Origin of the sequence: Acidovorax sp. 93, assembly GCF_003633835.1 — a bacterium.
Lineage (GTDB): Bacteria > Pseudomonadota > Gammaproteobacteria > Burkholderiales > Burkholderiaceae_C > Acidovorax > Acidovorax facilis.
On the sequence record NZ_RBIT01000001.1, the window covers coordinates 1,593,547 to 1,618,804 of the forward strand.

The following is a 25,258-nucleotide window of genomic DNA, read 5'->3' on the forward strand; positions in this document are numbered from 1 at the left end:
TGCGGGATGCACGCGCCATGCCCCAATGGGAGGCGTCAGTCTCCCAGGGTTGTGGCGATGTGTTGGCCTGCTAAGCTGGCATTCCACCGCTTTCGAAAGCCCATACATGCTTCGTGCAGGCCATTCACTCCGGTTCACGCCCACCGAAATCGAGGAACTCCGAAGAGTCGGCATCGACGTCGATGGGGCGCGAACGCAGGACGATCTCGACCAGGCGCTGGCCCGATGGGCCGGCACGCTGGCCGAGGACCGCCCGGAACTGCTGGAAAAGATCGCCTCGGCCATGGCCCAGGCGAAGGGTGCCTCGCTACCCGCGCGCTTGACGCGCGTGCGTTGAGGCTTCCTGCCGGGCGTTGGCTTCGGCGATGCCGATCCAGCGGTCGGCGATTCGGTCCAGGTAGACCAGATCGTCGGCTTCGATTTCGCCCGCTGCGCGCAGACGGGCGATGACCTCCTTGACCAGGAAGGGGTCCTCCCGGGCCAGTTCGACCACGGTGGCGGCGATGCGCCGGCGGTACAGATCGACCGGCATGGTCAAGCTGCCTCGCGGCAGTCCGCACAGGGGCGGCCCCCGCACTTGCCGAGGCAGGGCAGGGGACGCAGCAGTACCGCAAGCCTGGGCTGCGGCGAGGGGGCCGGGCGGGTGAGACCCGATCCACCCAACAGCACCGGAATGCGGTGCGACTCTCTGGCTGCAAAGGCAGCGAACATGGCGTTCTCCTTCGATGAAAAGGGGAACGCCCAACCCTGGCGGGGACTGGGGTCCCCGTTCGGGTGTGCCTCGCGGACGCGAAGCGGCTTGGCGCCAGCCTTGGGGCTGACGTGGGATGTGAAGGCCCGGTGCCTTGCGGCAAGGACCTTTGCTCGGTGGCCGGCGACCCAGGGGCCGTCGACCATGTGCATGCGTCAGCCCGAAGGCCGACCGGAACTCATGGCTGCCAAGGCAGCCACCCCGGACGAAGCAGGGGAGCTCAAGGGCAGGTATCGACTGCGACGCCAGCGAAGCTGGACTTCAGGGCAGCCGCAGCCGCCGATGAAGGCTTTATGGACGCGATGTCCATGGGAAGCGATCGAAGTATGGCGTGCCGTACGTGCTCTGCGAGGAGAACGAGGCCGCACTCGCGGAAACCGGCGTCAGACGCAGCCAGTTGCCGGTGGCAAGTGCTGTAGTGCAAGGCAGACGCGGTCTGTCCGCCTACGGTGACTCTGCAGGGCCCGGCGCGACGAGTCGGCTGCCGTTCGCCTGGGTCTGGGCCGGATCGACCATAGGGCTATCCGGTTGACGCACGCGGTTGCGGTGAGCGCGGCCGATCTGACCGATCGCAAGGGAGCGTTGCAGGCGCTTGAGCGCTGCAAGCCGAACCTGGCGCAAGTACAAAGTCTGCTGGCCGATGGAGGCTACGTCGGCGAGCCGTTCGCGCAGGGCGTGCGTGAAATCCTCGATGAGCGCGTCACGGTGCAGATTGCCAGGCGCAGCGAGCTGCACACCTTCAAGGTCATGCCCAAACGCTGGGTCGTCGAACGCAGATTCGCTTGGCTGGACAAAAACAGACGGCTGTGGAGGAACTGCGAGCGTCTGCTCAACACCAGCTTGCAGTTCATCCATCTCGCTTTCCTCGCTTTGTTGCCCAGAAGATCGTCAACACGCTCTTACACCGCAGTCCATCCACTTATCTCGGGCCTCGGCGTGCTCAAACAACCGGGACCGGCTCTCAATTTCTGGATGAGCATAGGTTGTTGGTGCCGATGCAATCTTGACCAGCTAAACCGCAAAGTGCCAATCCAATATTGACCAGGGTGTTCCACTGACCTGCTGAGAATTTCAGCAGGGGATTCAAGGTGATCACCATGGACATGATTGGCAAGGTCAGGCGCATGAGGCTGCGCGACCAACTCTCTCTCAGCGAGATCGCAAAGCGCACAGGCCTGTCGCGCAACACGGTCAAGAAGTGGCTCAAGGCGCCCGGCGATGTTGTGCCGAAGTACGAGCGGGTGAAGCTCGATGGCAAGCTAACTGCGTTCGAGCCGATCCTGCATCAAGCGCTCACGACCGACAGCCATCGCCCCAAGCAGGGACGGCGCAGCGGCCGAGCTTTGTTTGCTCAGATACAGGCCCAGGGCTATCGCGGCGGCTACAGCGCCGTCACCGACTACATCCGGCGCTGGCGGGTGGAGTCCGCAGCCAGTCCGGCCAAGGCGTTCGTTCCGATGAGCTTCGAGCTGGGCGAGGCCTTCCAGTTCGACTGGAGCGTCGAAGCCATGCTCGTCGGCGGTGTGTTCTACAACGTGCAAGTGGCGCACCTGAAGCTGTGCGCCAGCCGGGCCTTCTGGCTGGTGGCCTACCCCAGCCAGGGTCATGAGATGCTGTTCGACGCGCACACACGCTCGTTCCAGGCACTAGGTGGCGTCACCCGACGCGGCATCTACGACAACATGCGCACCGCTGTGGACAAGGTGCAGCGTGGCAAGCAGCGCACCGTCAACGCGCGCTTCGCAGCCATGTGCAGTCACTACCTGTTCGATGCCGACTTCTGCAACGTCGCCTCGGGATGGGAGAAGGGGGTGGTGGAGAAGAACGTGCAGGACAGCCGCAGGCGCATCTGGATCGAAGCCGCGACCCGTCGCTTCGGCTCGTTCATCGAACTCAATGCCTGGCTGAGCGAGCGATGTCGTTCGGTGTGGAGCGACACCACGCACCCGATCCATCGGCAGTTCACCGTGGCCGAGATGTGGGAGTTGGAGAAGCCTCACCTCATGTCCATGCCGGCCCCCTTCGACGGCTACGTCGAACGGTTGGCCCGGGTCAGCAGCACCTGCCTGGTGGCTGCCGCTCGCAACCGCTATTCCGTGCCGTGCGAGTGGGCCGGCCACATCGTCAGCACCCGCGTCTATCCCGAGCGAATCGATGTGGCGGCCGCGGACGCCGTCGTCGCGAGTCACGCCCGGCTGCCGGGCAGCGGCCAGACCAGCTACGATTGGCAGCACTACATCGACCTGGTGCAGCGCAAACCGGGCGCCTTGCGCAACGGCACGCCGTTCCTGGACCTGCCGGCGCCGTTGCTGCGTTTGCGCCAGTCGCTGCTCAGGCACCCTGGAGGAGACCGGGTCATGGCACAGGTGCTGGCCGTGGTGCCGCAGGCCGGGCTGGAAGCGGTGCTGGTGGCCATCGAGCTGGTACTCGAAGGCAGGACCCCCAGCGGCAGCATTAGCGTGGAACACGTGCGCAACGTGCTGGCCCGCTTGAACAACCCGGCCACGCCGGCGCAAGCGCAGACGTCCTTGCAACTCACCCAGGCGCCCAAGGCCGATACCGCGCGTTATGACCGGCTGCGCCCCACCCACCAGGATCATCTAGACGGGCAGGAGGTGGGCCATGCGTGAGACCTCCATCGATGTACAGGCCCAACTGAAGGCGCTGCGGCTCAACGGCATGGCCACGGCTTGGGCCGATCTGACGGAGCAAGGCGGCGATACGGCCTTGGCTGCATCACGCTGGCTGGTGGAGCACCTGCTGCAGGCTGAAGATGCTGATCGGGCGATGCGTTCCATCGCCCATCAGATGAAGGCGGCACGCTTCCCGATGCACCGCGACCTGGCTGGGTTCGACTTCACCGTCGCGCCGGTCGACCGCGCGTTGATCCAGAAACTGGCGGACCTCTCGTTCACGCAGGATGCGCAGAACGTGGTGCTGGTCGGCGGCCCAGGCACCGGCAAAACCCACCTGGCCACGGCGCTGGGAATTGCTGGGCTCACCCGGCACGCCAAGCGAGTGCGGTTCTACTCCACGGTCGATCTGGTCAATGCCCTGGAGCATGAGAAGAGCCAGGGCCGTGCCGGACGCATCGCCATGAGTCTGGTGCGCATGGACCTGGTCGTGCTCGACGAGTTAGGTTACCTGCCCTTCAGCCAGGCCGGTGGTGCCTTGTTGTTCCACCTGCTGTCCAAGCTGTACGAGCACACCAGCGTGATGATCACCACCAACCTGACGTTCGCGGAGTGGTCCACGGTGTTCGGCGATGACAAGATGACCACCGCGTTGCTGGATCGCTTGACCCATCACTGCCACATCATCGAGACCGGCAACGAGTCCTACCGCTTCCGCCACAGCACGCACGAAGCCAAGGGGCGCATCAAGGCTCGTGAGCAGACCAAGAAGGCAGTGGCCGCCCAGGTTAGCGAGACCGCGGAGGAAGGGGCCTCGCCTGACGGCTCGGCAATACCAACCACCAGTTCAAAAAAAGGAGGCCCTACCGAAGCATCCACCCTATAGTTATCCACAGCTGGTTTCTAATGGAACCAGCTTTAGCCCCTGGTCAATGTTCGACTGGCACTGCTGATCACGTTTGCACTGGCACTAACAGTCGGACAGCTAAGCCTGCCAAAAGACCGTGGATAGAATGTTTGTTATTTAACATAATATACATCGTATCTATTTTAAAGATGGCGTCACATCGGATCGTGCCATTCCTTATGATGGCCCACCAATCGCACGAGAAGGCGCCATGAACATCGACACCACGTCTTTGATTCGGGACATGGGAATGAACGCGGGCCTGCTGTGTTTTCTGGCCGCGCTGTACAGCATTGTCCTGAGTGGCCTGCGCCATCCCGACCTGGGCATCAGGAAGGCGCGGCAACGATGGTTGCCCTGGATCACAGGGCTCATGTTCGGAGTCATCGGCATCCTGACCATGCTCGTGCCTTTGCGGCTGGCCGAAGGCGTGATCGTTGACGCCAGGTTGGTGATGGCGGGCCTGGCCGGCGCCTATCTGTCGCCGCTGGGTGCTGTGCTGTGTGCTGTGGTGCTCGGCGCCTACCGGCTCAGCCTGGGCGGCATCGGCAGCGGCCCGGCCATGGTCGGTATTGTTTTGACCACGGGCATCGGGTGGCTCTGGCAGCGCCACAGGCCTTACTTTTCTCCGCAGCGTTTTGGAGCCTTTTCCGATGGGGTCTGGCTAATCGGACTCGGCTTGAGCCTGGCGGCCGGCGGCATGCTGGCGATACAGACCTTGCCGCCAGAGATTGCGCGGGCGGTCACAGCGCGCTCCTGGATGGCTGTGGTGGTGATCTACCCCATCGGCACGGTGCTGCTGGGGTTCCTACTGGACAACACGCAAAAACTCAACCAGCGCGAAGAGACCCTGGAGCAGACAGCCGAGACCTTGAAGACCATGCTGGCCGAAGCGCGGCAGGCCGCCAGCGTTTTCGTCAACAGCAAGGACAACCGAGCAGCGCCGCCTGGAGCAGGCCCTGCAGCAGTTTGGCAACTACGACGCCCTCACCGGCCTGTCCAGCCGCCGCCTTTTTGCCAAGGAGCTGAATGCGACCCTCCAGAAACGCATCGAAACCAATGGCATCCTGGCCCTGTGTTTGCTGGACATCGACCAGTTCAAGGACCTCAACGAGCAATGGGGGCAGCCCCTGGCGGACCAGTTCCTTCGGGTATTTGCGCAGCGCCCGCGGGCCGAGGCGGGACCAGACAACCTCATTGGCCGCATTGGCGGCGATGAATTCGCCGTGGCACTGAAAGACTGCGCACACACCGAAGCCGCCCTGCAGCGGTTGGAGCGCCTGCGCCAGTCGCTCGCACGGACGGCCGTTCTGGACAATGTGCAACTGCGCCTGACCTGCAGCGCCGGGGTCACGTTCTACCCTGATGATCTGGGGGACGCTGACGGCCTGCTGCGCCATGCAGACCTGGCGCTGTATGCGGCCAAGGAACAAGGCAAGGACCGGATCGCGGTGTTCGACATCCAGCAGGGCCAGCGGCTGCAAGCGCGCAGGCACACGGCCAAGCTGGTCGAGGACGCCCTGCTGCAAGGCGAGATGGAGCTGTTTTTTCAGCCCAAGGTCAGAATCTCGGATGGGCAGGTGATTGGTGCCGAATCCTTGATCCGGTGGCACCATCCCGAGCGGGGGCTGCTGGCGCCGGGTGCGTTTATGGATGACATTGTTGGCACCCCTGCTTCCGGCAAACTGGACTATTGGGTGCTGGACGCTGCATTCAAAGCCGGGCACACGCTCGTCACCCAGGGCTGTCCCCTGCCCTTGAGCATCAACATCGCAGTGCCCACACTGATCGACAGCCGGTTTCAGCAGGAAGTCGCGCGACTGCTCAAGCGGCACCCATCCTTGCCCCAGCCCTTTCTGGAGGTCGAGTTGCTGGAAACCGAAACTTTCAACGACCTCTCGGCCGTGGCCTATGTCATCCAGGGGCTGGACGAGCTTGGTGTGCAATGCTCCATCGACGACTTCGGCACGGGCTACTCATCGCTCACCTATCTGCAACGCCTGCCCGCACAGATCGTGAAGATCGACCAGTCCTTCGTGCGCGAGATGCTCGACAACGAGCGCGATCGTGCCCTGGTGCGCGGCATCGTGAGCCTGGCCCATGCGTTCAACCGCACCGTGGTGGCGGAAGGTGTGGAGACCACGGCCCATTCCGGGGCACTGCGCGATCTGGGGTGCGATGGCCTGCAGGGCTATGGCATTGCCAGGCCGATGCCGCTGCCGGATCTGATCCGCTGGATCCGGGCGTGGCAGCCGCCGCCGGAGTGGGTTGGTGCCCCGCAGCCGGTGCGCTGACGGTCTGCGGGGCTTCCTTGCAAACCCCGCGGAAAGCGAGAACAGGCATTGATCGCCCTCGGGCCCGCGCACTGGCGGTAACTCGAAGCTAATGCAGGTTTCCGGCTCCACCCTCCTCCCCCACCCGCTACCATCCACGACCATGAATCCTACAAGCCCCGCCCCATCCCTCCGGTCTTCCATTCACTTTGGCCACACAGGTCGCGTCTGTATCGTTACCGGTGGCGCGCAAGGCATTGGTGAAGCCTGCGTCCGCCGGTTTGCAGTTGAAGGCGCCAAACCGGTGATCGTGGATGTGGACGATGCACGCGGCCAGGCCCTGGCTGCGGAACTGGGCGCGCTGTATGTGCGCTGCGACGTAGGCGACAAGGCGCAGGTGGATGCGCTCGTCGCCCAGGTGCTGGCCGCCCACGGGCGCATCGACGTGCTGGTGAACAACGCGGGCATCTTCCGCGCGGCGGATTTTCTGGAAGTGACCGAGGCCGACTTTGATGCCGTGCTGCGGGTCAACCTCAAGGGCTCGTTCCTCGTCGGGCAGGCCGTGGCGCGGGCCATGGTGGCTTCGGGTGGCGGCTCCATTGTCAACATGAGCTCGGTCAACGGTGTGCTGACCATTCCCAATATCGCGAGCTACAACGTGAGCAAAGGCGGCGTGAACCAGCTCACGCGCGTGATGGCGCTGGCGCTGGCCGACAGGAACATCCGCGTGAACGCCGTGGCGCCCGGCACCATCGCCACCGAGCTGGCCGCCAAGGCCGTGCTGACCAGCGATGAGGCCAAGAACAAGATCATGAGCCGCACGCCCATGAAGCGGCTGGGCGAGCCGTCCGAGATTGCCGACGTGGTGGCCTGGCTGGCCAGCGACGCCGCCAGCTATGTGACCGGCGAGATCGTGACCGTGGATGGTGGCCGCATGACGCTGAATTACACCGTTCCGGTCTGATTCAACGAAACACTACCAAATTGATAGCTACTAGCGCTTGATGGGTAAGCGCTAGCAGCAATTCTGGCTATATTTCTACGCCTGTGGCATGCGCCGCAGCAGGCCCGCCATGCTGCGTGGCCAGCCGACCGGACCGAACCAGGCGCCACCTGCAATCGCCCAGGCGTTGACCACGCCGTACAGCACCAGCGCCACGGCTTGTGCGGCAAACACCGCCGCCAAACCACCACCCCAGCGCAGCGCCAGCCAGCCGCCAGTCACGGCCACCGCCAGGCGCGTGATGTTGCCGATGACGGGCCAGAGCAGGCGCCCTGCCCCTTGCGAGGCAAAGTACAGCACCAGGCCCAGGCCGAAAAAGCCATACACCGGCCCGACGGTACGCAGATACAGCGCGCCCGCCTCCAGCATGGCGGGGTCGCTGTTGAAAAGCGACAGCCACGCATGGGGAAAGGCCGCCGCCCACAGACCAATCGCCTCGGCCATTACAAAAGCCATGGCCGCGCCGATCCAGGTGGCGCGCAGGGCGCGCTCACGCTGGCCCGCGCCGATGCAGGTGCCGACCATGGCCACCAGCGGCGCACCCAGGCCAAATACCAGGGGCACCAGCAGGTACTCAAGCCGCGATGCGGTTCCATACCCGGCAATGGCCGCCGTGCCAAAACCGCCGACCAGCGCCGTGGTCACTCCAATCGCCACATTGGTGGCCACGGTCGACACGGTGCCCACCAACCCGACCCGCAGGATGTCCTTGAACAGCACCCAGCGAAACCGGATGTGCGCCAGCGATGGCCGCAGCAGGCTGCGCGGCGACCACAGATAGGCGGCCAGCACCACGCTGCCGATCAGGTAGTACGCCATCAGCGCAATGGCCCCGCCGGCAATGCCCAGGCCGGGCACGGGGCCCCAGCCAAAGATCAACAACGGTGACAGCGGCACCAGCACGAAGGCGCCCAGCACCGTGACATAGGCTGGTACGGCCATGTTGCCCGTGCCCCGAATGACGGCCGAAAGCGTGTTGAACAGCCACACCAGAAACGCGCCCGCAAACACCCAGTTGGAATAGACCAGCGCCGCAGCCAGCGCGCCGCCGGTGCCGCCCATGCGGGTGTAGAGCCAGCGCCCTCCTCCCACCACGCCGACTGTAAAGATCAGCGAGAACACCGCCGCGATGACCAAGGAGTGCAGCACCAAGGCGTCGGCATCGTCCCGTCGCCGAGCGCCCAAGGCACGCGCAATGGCCGACGCAATGCCGCCGCCCATAGCACCGGCGGAAGTCATCTGCATCAGCATGACGACCGGGAACACCAGCGCCATGCCCGCCAACGCATCGGTGCCCAGCTTGCCGACAAAGTAGGTCTCGATGAGCCCGACGCCCGCTTGCGCCAGCATCACCAGCACATTGGGTGCGGCCAGGCGCAGCAGCGTGGGGGCGATGGGCGCCTCCAGCAGCATGCGGGTGCGGGGGTTCAGTGCATCGGTCACATCAAGCCCCTGCACCATCGGCCGCAGGCTTGCGCGGCACCACGATGCGCACGGTAGACAGCTGCAGCACATCGCCATGCCGGTTGCGGGTCTCACTGCGCACCGTGACCATGCCGCGATCGGGCTTGGACTTGGAGGGCTGTATCGCCAGCACCTCGCTCACCACATGCAGCACATCGGTGGCGCGCGTGGGCCGGGGCCAGCTCAGCTCGCCCCCCGCCCCGATGATGCCGCCCGCAATGGGCAGTCCGCTGGTCACCTGCAGGCGCATGGTCACGGCCGCCGTGTGCCAGCCGCTGGCGGCCAAGCCGCCAAACAGCGTGTCACGCGCGGCGGCGTCATCCAGATGAAACGGCTGCGGGTCGAACTGGGCGGCAAAGCTGGTGATCTGCGCTTCATCCATGGCGTGTTCGCCACTTTTGAACTGGTCGCCCACGGCCAGGTCGTCCAGATAGATCGGAGATTTTCCTGCCATGGAGGCGCTGCGGGCGTGGGTGTCCGTCATGTCATTGGCTTTCATTCAAGGGGATGGATGCCTTGTGGGCTCAGGCGGCGGAGGCGGCCCGGCGCGCCAATCGCGCCTCGCGGATGGGCAGATTGATCAGTGCCGCGCCCACGGCCAGCACGATGTCGATGTACCAGACCCAGTCATAGCTGCCCGTGGCCTGGAATACGCTGCCGCCCAGGTAGGCGCCAAAAAAGCCGCCAACCTGGTGCGACAGCATCACGATGCCGAACAGCATGGCCATGTTGGCCGTGCCGAACATCTTGGCCACCAGCCCGGCGGTGGGGGGCACGGTGGAGAGGAACGTCACACCCATCACGGCGGCGAAGATCAGCACCACCATGGGTGTCTTGGGTGCGAACAAGAAGACCAGCACCGCCAGGCCGCGCGTGGCGTACAGCAGTGCCAACAGCGACTTCATGCGCCAGCGCCCTACCGCCCAGCCCATGGCCAGGCTGCCGACAATGTTGAACAGCCCGATGACAGCCAGCGCCCAGCCGCCCACCTCGGGCGCCAATCCACACGCCGCAATCACCCCTGGCAGGTGCGTGGCCAGGAAGGCAACGTGAAACCCGCATACCAAGAAGCCCACCGCAAGGTACCGGTAGCTGGGCGTTGCCAGCGCCTGGGCAATGGCCTCGCGCGCGGTCAACGCCTTTTGGCCGGACGCAGCCGCAGCCTGCGCAGCCAGCGCGTTGGAATTGCCCTTGAGCACCCACACCGCAGGCAGCGCCAGCAGCACCAGCACGCCCAGCCACTGCATGGCACTGGCCCAGCCCACGGCAGCGGTCAGGCTGATGGCGATGGGCGCCATCACAAACTGCCCGAACGATCCCCCCGCGTTCACGATGCCACTGGCCAGCCCGCGCTTGCTGGCGGGCACCAGCCGCGCCGTGGCCGCCATCAGCACCGACGGCCCGGCCATGCCCGCGCCGCCTGCGGCCAGCACGCCAATCGCAAAAATCAGCCCTGCCGTGGTCGTCATGTACGGAGTGATGAAAGTGCCCAGCGCCACCAGCGCCACGCCCAGCAGGATCACACGGCCCGTGCCAATGCGGTCGGCCACAGCCCCTGCAAACGGCTGCGTCAGCCCCCACCACAGCTGGCCAAACGCAAAGGCCAGGCTGATGCTGCCAATGCCCAATCCCGTGGAGGTGTTGAGCGCCGACAGGAACAGGCCCATGGTCTGGCGCGTGCCCATGGTGAGTGCAAAGGCGCCAGCGGCGGCCAGCAGCACGAGCCACAGTGCCAGTGGCGCGGCGGACTTGGCTGCGACCGGAGGGGTGTCGTTATTCGTCATGCCCAGCCTCCTGCACTGGCAGTGCTGCCAGCAAATCGAGAGAGTCGTCCACCAGCGCATGCAGGGCCATCACGCGCTCCACGCCCAGCGTTTCATTCAGCGCGAGTTGCGCTGCCTTCCAGTGGTGCTGCGCCTCGGCACGTTTTTCGCGACCTGCGTCGGTGATGTGGGCCAGGCGGCTGCGAGCATCGGCGCCCGCCTCCAACGTGACCCATCCTGCATCCACCAGAGGGCGCAGGTTACGCGTCAGCGTGGACGCATCCATCTTCATGGCCACCGCCAGGTCGCCCGGGCGGATAGGCCCCAGCGTGAGCACATGCGACAGCAGCGAATACTGCGTGGTCTTGAGCCCGCACTTCGCCATTTCGGCGTCGTAGTGCGCGGCTATGCGGCGCATCAGCTGGCGCAGCTTGAAGTTGGTGCAGCCCCGTGGCAGTACGGGGGCCCGGGTGGTTGGTTCGGCTTGCATGGATTTAATTGTATCTGCAATAATTGCATATGCAACTCATGCATGTAAACCCCGCCAACAACCCGGACACCCCCATGACACAGCACAACCAACTGGAACATTGGCTTGCACAAGAGCGCGACATCCTCGCCACCCTGGACGCAGGACCCGGCCCTGGCGTGGCACGGCGCGAGCAGATCGCCCACCTGAACGGCCTGCAGCAGATGCAGGCCATGCTGCGCGGCGAACTGCCCTACGCCGCCATCGCCAAGACGCTGGACTTCTTGATCGTGGAAGTGGGCGAAGGCACGGCCATCTTCCAGGGAACGCCCCGCGCTGAGCACCTCAACCCCATGGGCACCGTGCACGGCGGCTGGTTTGCCACCCTGCTCGACTCGGCCCTGGGCTGCTCCATCCATACGCGTATGGAACCCGGGCGCGGCTACACCACGGCCGAGCTGGGCATCAACCTGGTCAAGGCCATCACGCCCAAGGTGCAGCGTGTGCGCGCCGAAGGCCGGGTGATCCACAGCGGGCGCCAGTTGGCCACGGCCGAAGCGCGCCTGGTGGGGCCGGACGGCACGCTGTACGCCCACGCCACCACCACCTGCCTGGTTTTTGACATGCCTGCACAATCGAAAGGATGAAATTCCTCCACACGATGCTGCGCGTTGGCAACCTTCAACGCTCGATTGATTTCTACACCAACGTTCTGGGCATGCAGCTGCTGCGCCAGTCCGAGAACCCCGAGTACAAATACTCGCTGGCCTTCCTCGGTTTCGAAGGCGGCAACCCCGGCCAGGCCGAGATCGAGCTGACCTACAACTGGGGCGTGGAAAGCTACGAGATGGGCACTGCCTATGGCCACATCGCCCTCGGTGTTCCGGATGCTTACGCGGCGTGCGAGAAGATCAAGGCCTCGGGCGGCAACGTGACGCGCGAAGCGGGCCCGGTCAAAGGCGGCACGACGGTGATCGCGTTTGTGACCGACCCGGATGGCTACAAGATTGAATTGATCCAGCGCACCGAGGGGGCTGGTGGCGCAGGCTTGCGTTAACCAGCACTATCAAATGTATAGCTGCTAGCGCATGATGGATAAGCGCTAGATGCAAATTTGACTCCATAAAGAACCCGGCACTGCCGGGTTTTTTTATGAGGCGACCTGCTGCAGGTCACTACGCAGGCATCAAGCGCCCAGTGCCACTTCCACGCGGCGCGCTTCGGCATTGCTGCCGGTGGCGGTGGTTTCTTCAGGCTTCTTCAGCTCGATCTTGTCTTCCGCCACGCCCAGGGCCTTGAGCGCATCGCGCACTGCAAAGGCGCGTTGCTTGGCCAGCTCGGCGTTCAGGGCTGCGTCACCCGTGGCGTCGTGAAAGCCCGAGATCACAGCCTTCTTGCCCTCGCTCACACCCTTGACCACGTCGGCCAGGGCTTCGTTGGCGCCAGCCGCCAGCTCGGCCTTGGCAGTGGCAAAGTAGAACTTCACCACGCCGTTTTCTACCCGCACACTGGCAGCGTCGTCAGCAACTGCGGCCGCTGTTGCAGCTGGCGCGCTGCTTGCAACGGCCGTTGCAGCAGGCTTGGCGGCACCCGAAGCGCCCACGCGCTTGACCACCACGGTGCCGACCACCACCGAGATCACCAGCGCAATGAGTGCGAACAGGAAACCCAGGGCAAAACGTTGTTGGCTATCGTCGTCAGAACTAGACATTGGAGATTCCTGCGGTGATTAAGAAAAAGAATGGATGCTGGGGCCGTGGCGAAACCTGCAAACACAAGTCCCCAGAGCGCTAAAGCAAAGCTTTCAATTGTAGAGTGAACCCATGACGAACCTGCCCGCCCCGCTGCGAGATCCGGCCCCCATGCTGGAGCGCGCCCTGAACGAATGGGGTGGTCAAGAAGACCTGTGGATCTTTGGCTACGGCTCGCTCATCTGGCGCCCGGACTTCGACTATGCCGAGCGCCGCCCGGCCAAGGTGCATGGCTGGCACCGGGCGCTCAAGATGTGGAGCCGCATCAACCGGGGCACGCCCGAATGCCCGGGCCTGGTGTTCGGCATGTTGTCGGGCGGCAGTTGCCGGGGCATGGTATTCCGTGTGGACAAGGCGCATGCGCGGCAGGTCATGATCAACCTGTGGCAGCGAGAGATGATCACCGCCGTGTACGACCCGCGCTGGCTCGAATGCCACACCCCGCACGGCCCGGTGCGCGCGCTGGCCTTCACCCTGTCGCGCAAAAGCCCCAACCACACGGGCGAGCTGCCCGACCACGAGTACTGCCGTATTTTTGAGCAGGCCTGTGGGCGCTATGGCACCACGCGGGACTACGCCCAGGCCACGTATGACGAGCTGCGCAGGCACGGCATCCATGACCGGGCCCTGGCCCGTTTGATTGCGCTGGCCCAAAAAGAGGCATAGTGCACATCTTTGCTGGACGCGCATGGGCCCGACGGGGAGACTGCGCCTCGGTGCCAGGTTAAATACCGGGTGGTTTCATTGTTCTAAGGAGTTTGAGTCATGAAGATCCGTTTCGCTTTTGTCCTGTCATCCGTTACGGCGCTGGCCTTGGCGGGCTGTGCAGCCTATACCTCAGGGCCCAGCGCCACCGCCAAACTCGAACCCACGCGCGGCAACACCACCGCTGGCACGGTCACATTCGTGCAATCGGGCGACGTGGTGAAAGTGTCTGGCTCCATCACCGGCCTCAAGCCCAATGCCGAGCACGGCTTTCATGTGCATGAAAAAGGCGACTGCAGCAGCGGCGACGGCATGAGCACCGGCGGCCACTTCAACCCAGGCGGCAAATCCCACGGCCACCACGGCATGGGTGATCACCACACGGGCGACCTGCCCAGCCTCAAGGCCGATGTCAATGGCGTGGCCAGTTTCAGCTTTGAGTCGCGCACGATCCGCGTCGGCAGCACGGCCAATGACATCGTCGGCAAAGGCCTGATCGTGCACCGCGACCCGGACGACTACAAGACCCAGCCGACTGGCAACGCCGGTCCCCGTCTGGCCTGTGCGGTCATTGCCGCCAAGTCATAAACAAAGAGGCTGCTACGGGCTCCTGGGCCTGAACCGCCCCTCCCCCGCAACCCGCCCGCCAGAGATGGCCGGCGGGTTTGGTTTTTGGCAGATCAGGCCGGTGGACGGCTGGCAAGGAGGCGTTCGGCGCGCGCCAGATCCTGCACGGTGTCAATGTCCGTCACCGTGCCCTCGTCCTCCACCGCCAGGTTTTGCACCTGCCCTTGCTCAGCAAACTTGCGCACCACGCGGGCGGCCCCTTGCTCGCCCGACAGGGCCAGCAGATCCGGCAAGCACTGCGCAGCAAATCCCACGGGGTGGCCGCGCTCGCCGTGAAAGAACGGTACCGTCACCGCCCTCTTCGCCACGGCCTGGGCCAGCATTTGCAGGGTGTCAGGCCGCACCAGAGGCAGATCTCCCGGCAACACCAGCCAGCCCGCCGCTTGGGACGCGGCCCGCACCGCCGCCGCAATCGAATCGCCCATGCCCGGATGGCCCACATCCTCCAGGTGCCATGCCAGCCCGCTGGCGCGCACGGCGGCCAGCGTGTGCTCCAGCACCGGCACCCCCGCCAGCAATGCGCGCAGCTTGTGCACCTGCCCGCCCGATGCCAAAAACCGGTCGCCCCGGCCGGAGGCCAGTACCAGCACCACGGGCAGGCCGGGCGGAGTCGTGGTGGAACAAGGGGCGGTGATGGGCTGGGTAGGCATATCGCGCCATGCTAAGCCAACGGCTTCGCCCTGCCCTGCCCAAGCTGACTCAAGCCAGCGTATAGCCGCCATCCACCACCAGGTTGTGCCCGCTCACGTAGCGGGCCGCTTCCGACAGCAAAAACAGCACCGACCCGGCCATGTCCTCGGGCCGCGCGGGGCGCCCTGCGGGCGATGCCTGCAGGGCGGCGCGCATGTTGTCCTCGCTGCCAAAACCCGCCAGTGCCATGGGCGTGACAGTGGGCCCCGGGCTCACGGCGTTCACGCGGATGCCCTGCTGAAAATATTCCAGCGCAGCATTGCGCGTCAGGCCCAGGGCCGCGTGTTTGCTGGCGGTGTAGGCCGAGATGCCCGCAAACGCCACGCCGGACGAGATCGACAGGTTGTTCACGATGGCTCCGCCACCGGTGGTCAGCATGGCAGCAATCTGGTGCTTCATGGCGTGGAAGATGCCCATCACGTTGGCCTGCAACACCGCCTGCACATCGGCCGCTGCCAGCGTGTGCAGCGGCGCGCCCGTGCCCAGAGCCCCCGCATTGTTGAAAGCACCGTCCAGCCGTCCAAAGCGCTTTACGGCGGCTTCGACACAGCGCTGCACGCTGGTCTCGTCCGTCACGTCCACGGGCGTGACCCAGGCCTCGCCGCCTGCAGCCCGCACCTGCTCTGCCACGGCTTCGCAGTCGGCCACGCGGCGCGCGGCCAGCACCACGCGGGCGCGCTGGCGCCCCAGGGCCACGGCTGTGGCCGCGCCAATGCCAGACGACGCGCCCGTTACCAGGATGGCCTTGCCGGCCAGATTCCATTCGCTGTTTTGCATGTTGTTTCTCCTTGGGTTGTGCAAATCAGCGGCTAGCTTATTGACGCATTCATCACGCATAAATAGCCAAAAAATGGATTGGTTGGTGAATATGATTCACCAATGAACTTGGACCTGGCCGATCTCAAACTCCTCAGCACCGTGGCCCGGCACCTCAGCTTTCGCATGGCCGCGCAAGAGCTGGACCTGTCCGCCTCGGCCGTGAGCCATGCCGTGCGCTCCATCGAAGAACGGCTGGGCGTGCGCATGTTCAGCCGCACCACCCGCAGCGTGGCCCTCACCCCCGCCGGGCGCCAGCTGCTGGACCGCGTGGGCCCAGCGCTGCAGGACATCGCTGCCGCCATCGACGGCATCAACGACTTTCGCGACACCCCACAGGGCCTGCTGCGCATCAACGCCCCCCGCCCCGCGGGCGAGCTGGTGCTGGGCTCCTTGGTGGCCGAGTTTCTGACCCGCCACCCCAAGGCCGAGGTGGAGCTGGTGCTGGACGATGGCTTTGTGGACATCGTGGCAGGGGGCTTCGATGCCGGTGTGCGCTATGGAGAAAGCCTGCAACAGGACATGGTAGCCCTGCCCCTGGGCCCCGCCCAGCGCCTGATGGTGGTGGGTGCGCCCGCGTTGCTAGAGCGTGTGGGCACCCCGCACACGCCCCGTGACCTGCTCACCCTGCCCTGCGTGCGCATCCGGTTTCCCAGCGGCGCGCGCTACGCGTGGGAGTTCGAAAAAGCCGGAGAGAAGGTAGCGGTGGACGTGGAAGGCCGCCTGACGGTGGGCGAAATGCCGCTCATGCTCCAGGCGGCGCTGGCCGGTGTGGGCTTTACCTACATGTACGAGCCCTACGCCCGCGCGGCCCTGGCCAGCGGCGCGCTGGTCAGCGTGCTGGATGACTGGTGCCCGCCGATTCCGGGTTTCTATCTGTACTACCCCAGCCGCAAGCTACCCACGGCCACGTTGGCGGCGTTTATCGAGATGGTCAAAGCCGCGCAGTGGCCGGGTTGATGGGCTGCCAAGGCGCAAGCGGGAGGGCGCGCGGCTTATCACCGCGCGCTCGAATCGTTCTCCAAACCGCTGATGCGGCGCTACGAAAGCCAATACCGCTTTGCCACCCTGCAAACCTACCCCGATGGCGTGACCAGCGACTTTCACTTTGCGGCCGAGCAAGGCGCCCAGCACGCCTGGCGCTACCCAGATCTGACCACCCATGTGCGCTACTTTAGCGACCTGCTACGCGACGGACGGCTTCATGCTGATTTCGGACTTGGGCTCGATTTCCATTGGCCAGCAGTTTTCGACTCGAAGCGGTCTGTTTGCCGCGCAATAGGGATCGGCCATTGGCGGCCCTTCAGTTAAAGTCCTCGCGCTTCGGGTGATTTTTGCCCGCATCGAGCACTTCGCATCCCAAGGGGCATTGGCTCCCCGGTGACGGGGTTTGAAAACAAAATCTGCGACTTTGGGTGGTACGTCGGCTGATGTGGCCGTGCAAACTGCAGCTCGCGGAGCTAGAAAAAAATATGCTGTTAACCGATATCGCCGTCGAGCACACTTTGGTGTCCAAAAAGGATGGCGTTCGTCAGACTTTCTTGCTGCATCCTTTTACCGATACACAGCGCGACTCACTTGGCAAATTCGAACTCGTTCGTGACGTCAGCCAGCCAGGATTCAAAGACGTGAAACGTTCAACCTTCGTGACGTTTCAACAATTAGCGGAGTTGTATGCGAAAGGCGTGCTCGAAGAATTCGGGTTTTCCGTTCGCATGTGTCCAGGCAAAGGTACGTACCCTGCCAAGCTTCCAGCAAAAAAGATACTGCCAACCAGCATCGAGCCTGGCTCTTCGTTCGATCAGGCGGTGCAAAAGGTGGATATTTCCAAACCTGCCACTCGCGAATTGAGAACAGCCTTGCTTCGCGCCAACGTCAGAATTTAAAAGTACCGACGCTGATTGATATGGGAGTAACTGTGAATTCACCCATTGCGCATGCTGAACTCATCGCCACGTTCAAGCGAGCTGAGGCAGATGCCGCTCACAAGTTCGGGCTGATCAAAGCGGCTGCAAATAAAGGCCCCAAGGCCATCCAAGCTGCCACCGAAACAGCGGCAAAGGCAGCAAAACGTAGGGACTCGTTTGCGAAAAAGCTGGATATTCTGGGGGGGGAACCTCAAGGATTAAGCGTGGCCAAGCCTACGGCGTGATACCAACCATTGGCGGGCACCGCTTGCTGTCCTGCACGCTCGCGCTGCTCCGCATCCAGTTTCTGTTGGTACTCGATAGCTTCCTGGCCAATCAGCACGGTGTCGGCATCCGTGGTGACCAAAACAAAGTGGCCGAAAGAAAATCCCAGCCAACGATCATCATCCTTACCTGCCGCATAGCCAAACCCGTCACGGCTGGCGCAGCCTGCACAAACACACCAGAGTTCAGCAAAAGTGGCAGGTATTCATGTTCTTATAGACTGACTCGGGCCAGCGTGTGCCGGATGGCTGTGGCAAACGGTAGGTGTGCCGTGTTGGCAAGTTCCTGTGCCAGTTCTTGTTCAACGATAGGGCGCCATTCTTCTTCCGGGAACTGGCTTTCGAGTTTGGCCCATTCCTCAACCGTTTGAAGGTAGCCGTACGCAGCATTAAAGCGCATCCTGGGCAAGCCTCCATCTTTCAAATTAAGTATGCGGATGGTTTCTTCTGCCCTTTGAAGGTGCGGCGGTAACAACCCTTTTTTCGGACTGACACCGCCAGAGGGGTCAAACACCAAAAAATCGTCGGGATCTTCCTCGTCTGGCTTTATGAGGTGAGTGTGGTTGTATGCGCCACATTTATCCTTGTGATCGCCGCAAGTGCCCTGACGATTGCACGAGCCAAAAAGGTTAGACCACTGAAATGTGCCTTGCGGATAACGGCTGCGCTGGCGAAAGTGTTCGATGTGACGGTTGCCAACTTCAATTTGTGCTTCGCAATAAGCGCAGCGTTCCCCCTGCATGGCGATCAGCTTTTCCCATATAACCAAGCGCTCGTCGGCCGTCGGGCTTTCCCCACTCCAAGTGTCCCGGCCGTGGCGATATCTGTTCAGCCCGCCAGGCACTTGCTGGTCTCTGTGCAGGTGGTGCATTCAGGCGCCCTCCGCGCCTGGCTTTTTCATCGGTGGGAGCTTTCGTTTGAAGGCTTGCAGTCGTATTAAGCGATCGCATTCGTGCATAACGGGATGGTCTGGGGAGAAATGCGCTTCAAGAGCTACACGCAGGCGCCTGCCTTCGTCTGTATCGTGCACGCCCTGCTGGATGAAACCGTGGTATTGCGACAGTTGCCGTGCTTCGGGTACATCAGGAATAGGGTTGACGTACATGATGTCAGCCAACACGTCTGCGCTTGCAACCCCTCGGGTTTGCGTGGTCACGGGCTCGACTGTTATAAGAGTTTGACCCGTCTCTGCGTCTGTGGCGAGCACAAGTTTCCGGATGCAGGAAGCGTCAACGCTGGTCAACACCTGGGGGCTGTGAGTGGTGACGATGAATTGCAGCTTGGGGAAGGCCACTGATAAATCATTCAATACCGTTTGCTGCCAGCTGGGATGGAGGTGCATATCCACTTCGTCAATCATGACGACCCCGTAGGTTTGTTTGGCCGCGTCTGCACCGTGATGCGCGTTGAGTTTGTAGCAGCGGTATGCAATGTCACCCACCATCGCGAGCATGTTACGAATGCCATCACTCAGTTGGCTGACTTTGAGCTTGCCCTGTACATCGTGGTTAAGCACGAGTTCATCGTATTCAGCGCTGTATTCCAACGTATGCCAGCCCGTGTGCGGACGCAGCAGCGTGTCAATCGCCTGTTGAATGGTGCGAATGGAAGCCGACAAACCAGGATCGATATCAGCGGTCAGCGATTGGCCTTTCTCTATGCGCTGGATTTGGGCATCCCGAAGAGAACGAAACGCCCGCGTAAACCAGATCGCAAAATGCTTGTAGCTGGAAGCAGGGTCCAAGCAATCCCGGTAGGCAAACGTGCGTGACTGGGTTTCTGGGTTGGACTCTTCGTGGGCTGTTGTCAGTTTTTTCTGCGCCCACAAACGACCGGTGCCGTAGAAGCCCAACATGGGCAAATCATCAGGCACTGCTGGTTGCTCGGAAAATATGCGGCGCTGCAAGCTTTCAGCAAAACCCTTCAAGGCGGTTTCATAGGAGCTGACGACGGCTAGACCATTTCCGAAATCAATTCGGTCGTAGCTGCCCATCGTGACGTGATCCTTCGTTTTCGTGCCCTTCTTGACCTTTTCACGAGTGCGATGGACCTCCCACGGGCGCACTGTGCCTGGCTCTGGCCAGTCTCTTGGGCCAGGCCACCGCTTGCCTTCCTCAATCAACTGTTCAACACGTATGAATCCCTTTGCATAGATACTGGCTGGCAAACGCCAATCCATTTCAAGGGATCGCACTTGTTCGCGGCGAACGTCATCAATGTGGATGCCAGTGATGTCGTTGGTGGTGCTGCCCATGTCAAAACCCGCGACATAAGGCCAAAGAGCCACTTTGACCGCATCAAGCACCGTAGTTTTGCCCTGGCCGTTCGGAGCCACAAGCACAGTCATCTGCGGATGGAAGTCCAACCGCAAATTGGCAAAGCACCGGTAGTTTTTGAGGGTGATGTGATCTATTCGCATGAAACCTATTGTCGTTGACCGCGATGGCAGCGCTGAAACGCACGGGCATTTCGACTCTGATCGATACGAATGTTGAAGGACTACTATAGGACGGCGAGTTCGATGAAGCGGTACACCGCTCCCGCTGCATTGCAGTCACCTCCACCCCATTCTTCACCGCTTGCAGTAGGCCGAAAGCTGGTCGCCAAACACCATTACAGCAATGCCCCACACACCGAACTGGGGCAACCGAATAAGCCATAAAAAAGCGCCGGGCTTTTTCAAACCCGGCGCTCTCATTCCAACAAGCTTTATCAAGCCAACTTAAACGGCAACTCCCTCGGCGTCTTCCCCGTCAGCTGGGCAATGGCATTCGCAAACGCTGGCGCCAGCGGCGGCAACCCAGGCTCGCCCATGCCCTTCGGTGGATCAGCGCTCGGCACAATGTGCACCGTCACCTGGGGCATGTCGGTGATGCGCGGCACGGCGAAGTCGCCAAAGTTGCTTTGCTCCACCACACCGTCCTTGAGCGTGATGGCGCCGCCGGGCAGGCACATCGACAGGCCCATCAGCGCCGCGCCCTGCACCTGGGCTTCCACGCTTTTGGGGTTGACCACCAGATTGCAATGCACGCCGGCCGTGATGCTGTGCAGCTTGGGCGTGCCGTCCTTGACGGACGCCTCGACCACATAGGCCACCACCGACTCGAACGACTCGTGCACCGCCACGCCCCAGGCGCGGCCAGCAGCCAGCTTCTTCTTGCCATAGCCCGACTGGGCCACGGCCAGTTGCAATGCGGCCTTGTGACGCGGGTGTTTGTCGCCCATCAGGGCCATGCGGTAGGCCACGGGGTCTTGCTTGGTGGTGCGCGCCACTTCGTCGATGAGGGTTTCCATGGCATAGGCCGTGTGGGTGGAGCCCACACTGCGCCACCACAACACCGGCACATTCACGTCGGGGTGGTGCACCGACAGTTTCATGGGCACGTTGTACGGCTCCTTCATGCCCTCCACAGCCGTAGCATCGATACCGTTTTTGACCATGAAGGCCTCGAACGGCGATCCCTTGGTGATGGATTGGCCGACGATGGTGTGGTCCCACGCCAGGATCTTGCCCTGGGCGTCGAATCCGATCTCGGCGCGGTGCACGTGCATGGGGCGGTAGTAGCCGCCCTTGATGTCGTCTTCGCGGCTCCACAGCGTGCGCACCGGCGCGGTGATGCCCGCCGTGCGCGCTGCCTTGGCCACGCCGCAGGCCTCCACCACGTAGTCACTGGTCGGGATGGCACGGCGGCCAAAGCCGCCACCGGCCATCTGGGTGTTCACCTTCACGTTTTGCGGCTGCAGGCCCAGCGTCTTGGCGGCGGCCATCGCGTCCAGGCCGGGCATCTGGGTGCCCATCCAGAGTTCGGCCTTGTCACCATCGAGCTTCACCGTGCAGTTGAGCGGCTCCATGGGTGCGTGCGCCAGGTAGGGGAAGACGAACTCGGCGCTGATCTTGTGCGCAGCGCCCGCCAGCGGCGCCATGTCGGCCTGCATGGCCACGTTGCCGGGCTTGGCGGCCAGCTCGCGGTACTGCGCCAGCAGCGCTGTGGTGTCGGGCTTGCCCACCGCGCTGGTGTCCCATTCCACATTCAGCGCATCACGCCCCTGCTTGGCGGGCCAGTAGCCGTCGGCCACGATGGCAACGCCCTCGCCGCCCCGGTCGGTGGGCACGCGCAGCACGGCCTTCACGCCCTTGATGGCTTTGGCGGCGCTGTCGTCCAGGGACTTCACCTTGGCGCCAAACACGGGCGGGCGGGCCACCACGGCCGTCAGCATGCCGGGCAGGCGCACGTCAATGCCGTAGTCCTGCTGGCCGCTCGACTTGGCCTTGGCGTCGAGTCGGCCCGTGGGCTTGCCGATGAGGCGGAACTGCTTGGGGTCTTTCAAGGTGACCTTTTCGGGCACGGGCTGCTTCATGGCCGCTTCGGCCAGCGCGCCGTAGCCCAGCTTCTTGCCTCCGGGGCCGACGACGAAGCCGTTGCTGGTGCGCAGCGCCGAGGCATCCACGCCCCACTGCGCGGCAGCGGCCGAGACCAACATGGCCCGGGTGCGCGCGCCCAGTTCGCGGTACTGGGTGTAGGAGTTTTTGATGGAGTTGGAGCCACCCGTGAGGTGCATGCCCATCATCGGGTCGGCATAGGCCTGGTTGGCATCGCCGTGCACGCTGCGCACCTTGCTCCAGTCGGCATCCAGCTCTTCGGCCAGGATCATGGGCAGGCCGGTCTGCACGCCCTGGCCAAAGTCCAGGCGGTTGATGGTGACGGTGACCGTGCCATCGGCGTCGATGCGGACAAAGGCTGAAGGCTGCTCGAACGGCTTGAGGCCTGCGGCCGCTGCCCCGGCGCCCTGCGCGCTGGCCACCAGCGGAAACGCACCCAGCGCAAAACCGGATGCCGCAGACACCTTGAGGAACGTGCGGCGCGCCACGCCTTCGTGCGAGGCGGCATCTGCTTCTGTATTGATAGCGCCTTGCGCCTGATTCATAAGCGCTACCAGGCCTTTTGGCATGTGGGCGCGGGCGGTTTGAGCGTTGAAATGCATAGTGTTCTCCTGCTCAGTGTTCTTAGGCCAGAGTCTTGGCAGCGTCATGGATGGCCGCGCGGATGCGCACGTAGGTGCCGCAGCGGCACACATTGCCCGCCATGGCAGCGTCAATGTCGGCGTCGGTGGGTTTTTTCTTGCCCTGCAGCAGTGCGGTGGCGCTCATGATCTGGCCGCTTTGGCAGTAGCCACACTGGGCCACGTCGTGCTTGACCCAGGCGGCGTGCACGGCCTTGCCCACCTTGTCATTGGTGGTCACCGCCTCGATGGTGGTGATCTTCTGGCCTGCCGCCGCCGAAATGGGCGTGATGCACGAACGAATGGGCGCGCCGTTCAGGTGCACCGTGCAAGCCCCGCACAGAGCCTGACCACAGCCAAACTTGGTGCCGGTCATGCCCAGTGTGTCGCGCAGGGCCCAGAGGATGGGGGTGGATTCATCGGCATCCACAGCCGTATCTTTGCCATTGATGTTGAGGGTGGGCATCGTGGGGTTCTCCGTGGGGAAGGTGTTGTTGTTTGGTGGGAGGGGGTTGAACAGAGCGGGATGGTGTCAGCGACGCCATCGGCCATGAAACGGTTGGAGCGTGGTGAGTGGCATTTTTAAGAGAATACAAATTCGACTAAAAGATCAACTCTTGGTGGGCCAAAGTGCATCGCTATATCTCGCTCTGAGGCTGAGAGTTTTTTAGCCGTGCCCGAAAGGCGCGCGAAAACGCCTCGGATCTAGGCGTAAAGCGCAGCCATAGCTCGGGCTATGGCGAGCATTTGCAACGACGAGTCGCGGCGTTTTGGCGTGTAAGGCGGGCATGGATAAAAGACTCTCAGCCTCTTAGGCCTTCAGGGCGTCCCAGCACAGCCCAAAAGCCATCTGGTGCACGGCCTCCTCATCGGGCAGCACCTTGGTGCGGATCAGGTTGCCCGTCTCTCTCACCGACCCCACCAGGCTGGCCGTGAGCAGCGGGATGGGCACGGCCTTCAGGATCTCTTGCTGCTGGCCTTCTTCCATCAACGCAAAAAAACCGGCCATCAGACGGGTCGAGAATTCGCGGTTGCCTTCGGTGAACCAGGGCGAGTTGTAGTACTGCTCCTGAAACACCACTTCGGCATACTGGTCCAGCCGGTGGCGCAGCAGGTTACCCCAGGCGCGCCGCACGCGGGCGCGGTAGGGCATGCCGGGCACGATGCCCTCCATGATGCGCGCGGCCGTGACCGTCTTGGCATCCTGGTAGAGCTGGCTGATGAGTTCATCCTTGGACGGGTAGTACACATACAGCGTGCTGGTGGCAATGCCCGCCGCGCGGGCAATATCGGCCAGGGTCAGGCCGCTCAGGCCCGTCTGGGCCACCAGCTCGAAGGTGGCCTGGGCAATGGCGCGCTGCTTTTCGTCGTCTTTGGGCTTCATCGGGGGGCAATATAAGCGAATAGTTATTCGACGACAACCGGGGCCACCGAAGACCCCACGTTACCCAGATCCCGCCCGGCCGTCGCCCTCTTTAGAGCGTGCCCGCCGTGGCTGGCAACCGTCCTGCCCTCGCATGCACAATTGGCCCATGACCACCTCCATCGCCGACCTTCGCAAGAGCTACGAGCGCGCCGAACTCAACGAAGACGCCTCGCACGCCGCCCCCCTGCAGCAGTTTGACCAGTGGCTCAAAGAAGCCATCAGTGCCGAAGTGCCCGAGCCCAACGCCATGACCTTGGCCACCGTGGGCAGCGACCTGCGCCCCAGCACCCGCATCGTGCTGATCAAGGGCTATGACGAGCGCGGCATCGTCTGGTTTACCAACTACGACAGCCGCAAGGGCCGCCAGATTGCTGGTAACCCCTACGCAGCCCTGCAGTTCCACTGGGTAGAGCTGGAACGTGTGGTGCGCATCGAGGGCGTGGTGGAAAAGGTCAGTGACGAAGAAAGCGACGAATACTTTGCCAGCCGCCCGCTGGATTCGCGCATCGGCGCCTGGGCCAGCCCGCAAAGCCAGGTCATTTCTGGCCGGGGCGTGCTGGTGGCCAACGCCGCCAAATACGGCGCGCAGTTCATGCTGAAACCACCCCGCCCGCCCCACTGGGGCGGGTATCGCCTCAAGCCTGATCAGTGGGAGTTCTGGCAGGGGCGCAAAAGCCGGTTGCATGACCGGTTGCGGTATCGGATGGATGGGGGGGAGTGGGTACGGGAGCGGCTGGCGCCCTGACTGGGGCCCACCCAGGGACAACAACAGACCTGCAAGAGGCCAA

27 protein-coding genes and 2 pseudogenes are annotated in these 25,258 nt (G+C 63.2%); 16 read left to right on the plus strand and 13 right to left on the minus strand.

All coding sequences use genetic code 11. From position 1 onward, the window contains the following. Positions 1–106 precede the first annotated feature (106 nt). Positions 107–337, plus strand: coding sequence for a hypothetical protein (locus C8C93_RS07145; RefSeq protein ID WP_121506383.1), 231 nt, complete (start codon positions 107–109; stop codon positions 335–337). On the opposite strand, the gene C8C93_RS07150 is transcribed toward C8C93_RS07145, so the two are convergent. Beyond that, the gene (locus tag C8C93_RS07150; RefSeq protein WP_063460634.1) at positions 308–532 is read right to left on the minus strand and encodes a hypothetical protein; all 225 of its coding nucleotides are present in this window, start codon (positions 530–532) and stop codon (positions 308–310) included. The two genes, C8C93_RS07145 and C8C93_RS07150, sit on opposite strands and share 30 nt — an antisense overlap. Before the next feature lie 747 nt (positions 533–1,279). Between C8C93_RS07150 and C8C93_RS07160 the strand changes: the two are divergent. The 6 genes and pseudogenes from C8C93_RS07160 to C8C93_RS07185 form a co-directional block, all read left to right on the plus strand. Beyond that, positions 1,280–1,636, plus strand: a pseudogene (locus tag C8C93_RS07160) (transposase); the annotation flags it as partial. Between the two features lie 212 nt (positions 1,637–1,848). Then, a complete protein-coding gene (istA, locus tag C8C93_RS07165; RefSeq protein ID WP_108500128.1) occupies positions 1,849–3,381 on the plus strand; it encodes an IS21 family transposase in 1,533 nt (510 codons plus the stop codon). After that, positions 3,374–4,270 carry an IS21-like element helper ATPase IstB gene (gene istB, locus C8C93_RS07170; RefSeq protein WP_121506336.1) on the plus strand — a complete coding sequence of 299 codons (897 nt, stop codon included), beginning with the start codon at positions 3,374–3,376 and terminating at the stop codon, positions 4,268–4,270. Before istA ends, istB begins: the two co-directional genes overlap by 8 nt. Before the next feature lie 271 nt (positions 4,271–4,541). Further along, positions 4,542–5,096 (plus strand): annotated as a pseudogene (locus tag C8C93_RS25555) (LytS/YhcK type 5TM receptor domain-containing protein); the annotation flags it as partial. A gap of 220 nt (positions 5,097–5,316) precedes the next feature. Beyond that, positions 5,317–6,585 carry a bifunctional diguanylate cyclase/phosphodiesterase gene (locus C8C93_RS07180; RefSeq protein ID WP_233559582.1) on the plus strand — a complete coding sequence of 423 codons (1,269 nt, stop codon included), beginning with the start codon at positions 5,317–5,319 and terminating at the stop codon, positions 6,583–6,585. Between the two features lie 142 nt (positions 6,586–6,727). Continuing rightward, positions 6,728–7,528: an SDR family NAD(P)-dependent oxidoreductase gene (locus C8C93_RS07185; protein ID WP_121420194.1), complete on the plus strand. Its 801-nt coding sequence runs from the start codon at positions 6,728–6,730 to the stop codon at positions 7,526–7,528. A 75-nt stretch (positions 7,529–7,603) separates the two neighbouring features. Here the strand turns inward: C8C93_RS07185 and C8C93_RS07190 are convergent, their stop codons facing one another. From C8C93_RS07190 to C8C93_RS07205, 4 genes are read right to left on the minus strand one after another with little or no spacing between them, the layout of a single operon-like run. Further along, positions 7,604–9,028, minus strand: a complete 1,425-nt coding sequence (locus C8C93_RS07190; RefSeq protein WP_121420193.1) for an MATE family efflux transporter — start codon at positions 9,026–9,028, stop codon at positions 7,604–7,606. Next, positions 9,012–9,515, minus strand: coding sequence for a MaoC family dehydratase (locus C8C93_RS07195; protein ID WP_199726997.1), 504 nt, complete (start codon positions 9,513–9,515; stop codon positions 9,012–9,014). Before C8C93_RS07195 ends, C8C93_RS07190 begins: the two co-directional genes overlap by 17 nt. A gap of 40 nt (positions 9,516–9,555) precedes the next feature. Continuing rightward, positions 9,556–10,815 (minus strand): MFS transporter, encoded by a 1,260-nt coding sequence (locus tag C8C93_RS07200; RefSeq protein WP_121506387.1) that lies wholly within the window; start codon positions 10,813–10,815, stop codon positions 9,556–9,558. Next, complete coding sequence (locus tag C8C93_RS07205) at positions 10,805–11,284, minus strand: MarR family winged helix-turn-helix transcriptional regulator (RefSeq protein WP_121506388.1); 480 nt, start codon at positions 11,282–11,284, stop codon at positions 10,805–10,807. The genes C8C93_RS07200 and C8C93_RS07205 overlap by 11 nt, the downstream gene beginning before the upstream one ends. A gap of 74 nt (positions 11,285–11,358) precedes the next feature. Here C8C93_RS07205 and C8C93_RS07210 point away from each other — a divergent pair, with 74 nt between their 5' ends. Continuing rightward, entirely contained in the window at positions 11,359–11,910 is a 552-nt protein-coding gene (locus C8C93_RS07210; protein WP_121508683.1) for a PaaI family thioesterase, read from the plus strand. Beyond that, positions 11,907–12,320: a lactoylglutathione lyase gene (gene gloA, locus C8C93_RS07215; protein WP_121420190.1), complete on the plus strand. Its 414-nt coding sequence runs from the start codon at positions 11,907–11,909 to the stop codon at positions 12,318–12,320. The genes C8C93_RS07210 and gloA overlap by 4 nt, the downstream gene beginning before the upstream one ends. Positions 12,321–12,449: 129 nt before the next feature. On the opposite strand, the gene C8C93_RS07220 is transcribed toward gloA, so the two are convergent. Next, entirely contained in the window at positions 12,450–12,974 is a 525-nt protein-coding gene (locus C8C93_RS07220) for an OmpA family protein (RefSeq protein ID WP_121506389.1), read from the minus strand. Between the two features lie 112 nt (positions 12,975–13,086). On the opposite strand from C8C93_RS07220, the gene C8C93_RS07225 reads away from it, so the two are divergent. After that, complete coding sequence (locus C8C93_RS07225; protein ID WP_121506390.1) at positions 13,087–13,680, plus strand: gamma-glutamylcyclotransferase; 594 nt, start codon at positions 13,087–13,089, stop codon at positions 13,678–13,680. A 99-nt stretch (positions 13,681–13,779) separates the two neighbouring features. Further along, entirely contained in the window at positions 13,780–14,307 is a 528-nt protein-coding gene (locus C8C93_RS07230; protein WP_121506391.1) for a superoxide dismutase family protein, read from the plus strand. Between the two features lie 92 nt (positions 14,308–14,399). Here C8C93_RS07230 and C8C93_RS07235 read toward each other — a convergent pair whose 3' ends face one another. Both C8C93_RS07235 and C8C93_RS07240 read right to left on the minus strand, forming a co-directional pair. Next, the gene (locus tag C8C93_RS07235) at positions 14,400–14,996 is read right to left on the minus strand and encodes an NTP transferase domain-containing protein (RefSeq protein ID WP_121506392.1); all 597 of its coding nucleotides are present in this window, start codon (positions 14,994–14,996) and stop codon (positions 14,400–14,402) included. 49 nt (positions 14,997–15,045) lie between these two features. Beyond that, positions 15,046–15,813, minus strand: coding sequence for an SDR family NAD(P)-dependent oxidoreductase (locus C8C93_RS07240; protein ID WP_121506393.1), 768 nt, complete (start codon positions 15,811–15,813; stop codon positions 15,046–15,048). A 102-nt stretch (positions 15,814–15,915) separates the two neighbouring features. Here C8C93_RS07240 and C8C93_RS07245 point away from each other — a divergent pair, with 102 nt between their 5' ends. The 4 genes from C8C93_RS07245 to C8C93_RS07260 all read left to right on the plus strand — a co-directional run bounded on the left by C8C93_RS07245 (position 15,916) and on the right by C8C93_RS07260 (position 18,004). After that, on the plus strand, positions 15,916–16,812 hold the full coding sequence (locus C8C93_RS07245; RefSeq protein WP_121506394.1) for a LysR family transcriptional regulator: 897 nt from the start codon (positions 15,916–15,918) through the stop codon (positions 16,810–16,812). 72 nt (positions 16,813–16,884) lie between these two features. Beyond that, positions 16,885–17,163 carry a hypothetical protein gene (locus C8C93_RS07250; RefSeq protein WP_121506395.1) on the plus strand — a complete coding sequence of 93 codons (279 nt, stop codon included), beginning with the start codon at positions 16,885–16,887 and terminating at the stop codon, positions 17,161–17,163. A 161-nt stretch (positions 17,164–17,324) separates the two neighbouring features. After that, the gene (locus C8C93_RS07255) at positions 17,325–17,738 is read left to right on the plus strand and encodes a hypothetical protein (protein WP_121508684.1); all 414 of its coding nucleotides are present in this window, start codon (positions 17,325–17,327) and stop codon (positions 17,736–17,738) included. 32 nt (positions 17,739–17,770) lie between these two features. Then, complete coding sequence (locus C8C93_RS07260) at positions 17,771–18,004, plus strand: hypothetical protein (protein WP_121508685.1); 234 nt, start codon at positions 17,771–17,773, stop codon at positions 18,002–18,004. Positions 18,005–18,257: 253 nt separating this feature from the next. Here the strand turns inward: C8C93_RS07260 and ptuB are convergent, their stop codons facing one another. The 5 genes from ptuB to C8C93_RS07285 form a co-directional block, all read right to left on the minus strand. Then, complete coding sequence (gene ptuB, locus C8C93_RS07265; RefSeq protein WP_121506396.1) at positions 18,258–18,914, minus strand: retron Ec78 anti-phage system effector HNH endonuclease PtuB; 657 nt, start codon at positions 18,912–18,914, stop codon at positions 18,258–18,260. After that, the gene (locus C8C93_RS07270) at positions 18,915–20,462 is read right to left on the minus strand and encodes an AAA family ATPase (RefSeq protein WP_121506397.1); all 1,548 of its coding nucleotides are present in this window, start codon (positions 20,460–20,462) and stop codon (positions 18,915–18,917) included. Positions 20,463–20,755: 293 nt separating this feature from the next. Then, complete coding sequence (locus C8C93_RS07275; protein WP_233559257.1) at positions 20,756–23,026, minus strand: xanthine dehydrogenase family protein molybdopterin-binding subunit; 2,271 nt, start codon at positions 23,024–23,026, stop codon at positions 20,756–20,758. Between the two features lie 22 nt (positions 23,027–23,048). Then, the gene (locus tag C8C93_RS07280; protein WP_055401911.1) at positions 23,049–23,510 is read right to left on the minus strand and encodes a (2Fe-2S)-binding protein; all 462 of its coding nucleotides are present in this window, start codon (positions 23,508–23,510) and stop codon (positions 23,049–23,051) included. Between the two features lie 345 nt (positions 23,511–23,855). Then, positions 23,856–24,428 carry a TetR/AcrR family transcriptional regulator gene (locus tag C8C93_RS07285; RefSeq protein WP_121506399.1) on the minus strand — a complete coding sequence of 191 codons (573 nt, stop codon included), beginning with the start codon at positions 24,426–24,428 and terminating at the stop codon, positions 23,856–23,858. 133 nt (positions 24,429–24,561) lie between these two features. On the opposite strand from C8C93_RS07285, the gene pdxH reads away from it, so the two are divergent. After that, complete coding sequence (gene pdxH, locus C8C93_RS07290) at positions 24,562–25,215, plus strand: pyridoxamine 5'-phosphate oxidase (RefSeq protein ID WP_121506400.1); 654 nt, start codon at positions 24,562–24,564, stop codon at positions 25,213–25,215. The last annotated feature ends 43 nt before the right edge of the window (positions 25,216–25,258 follow it).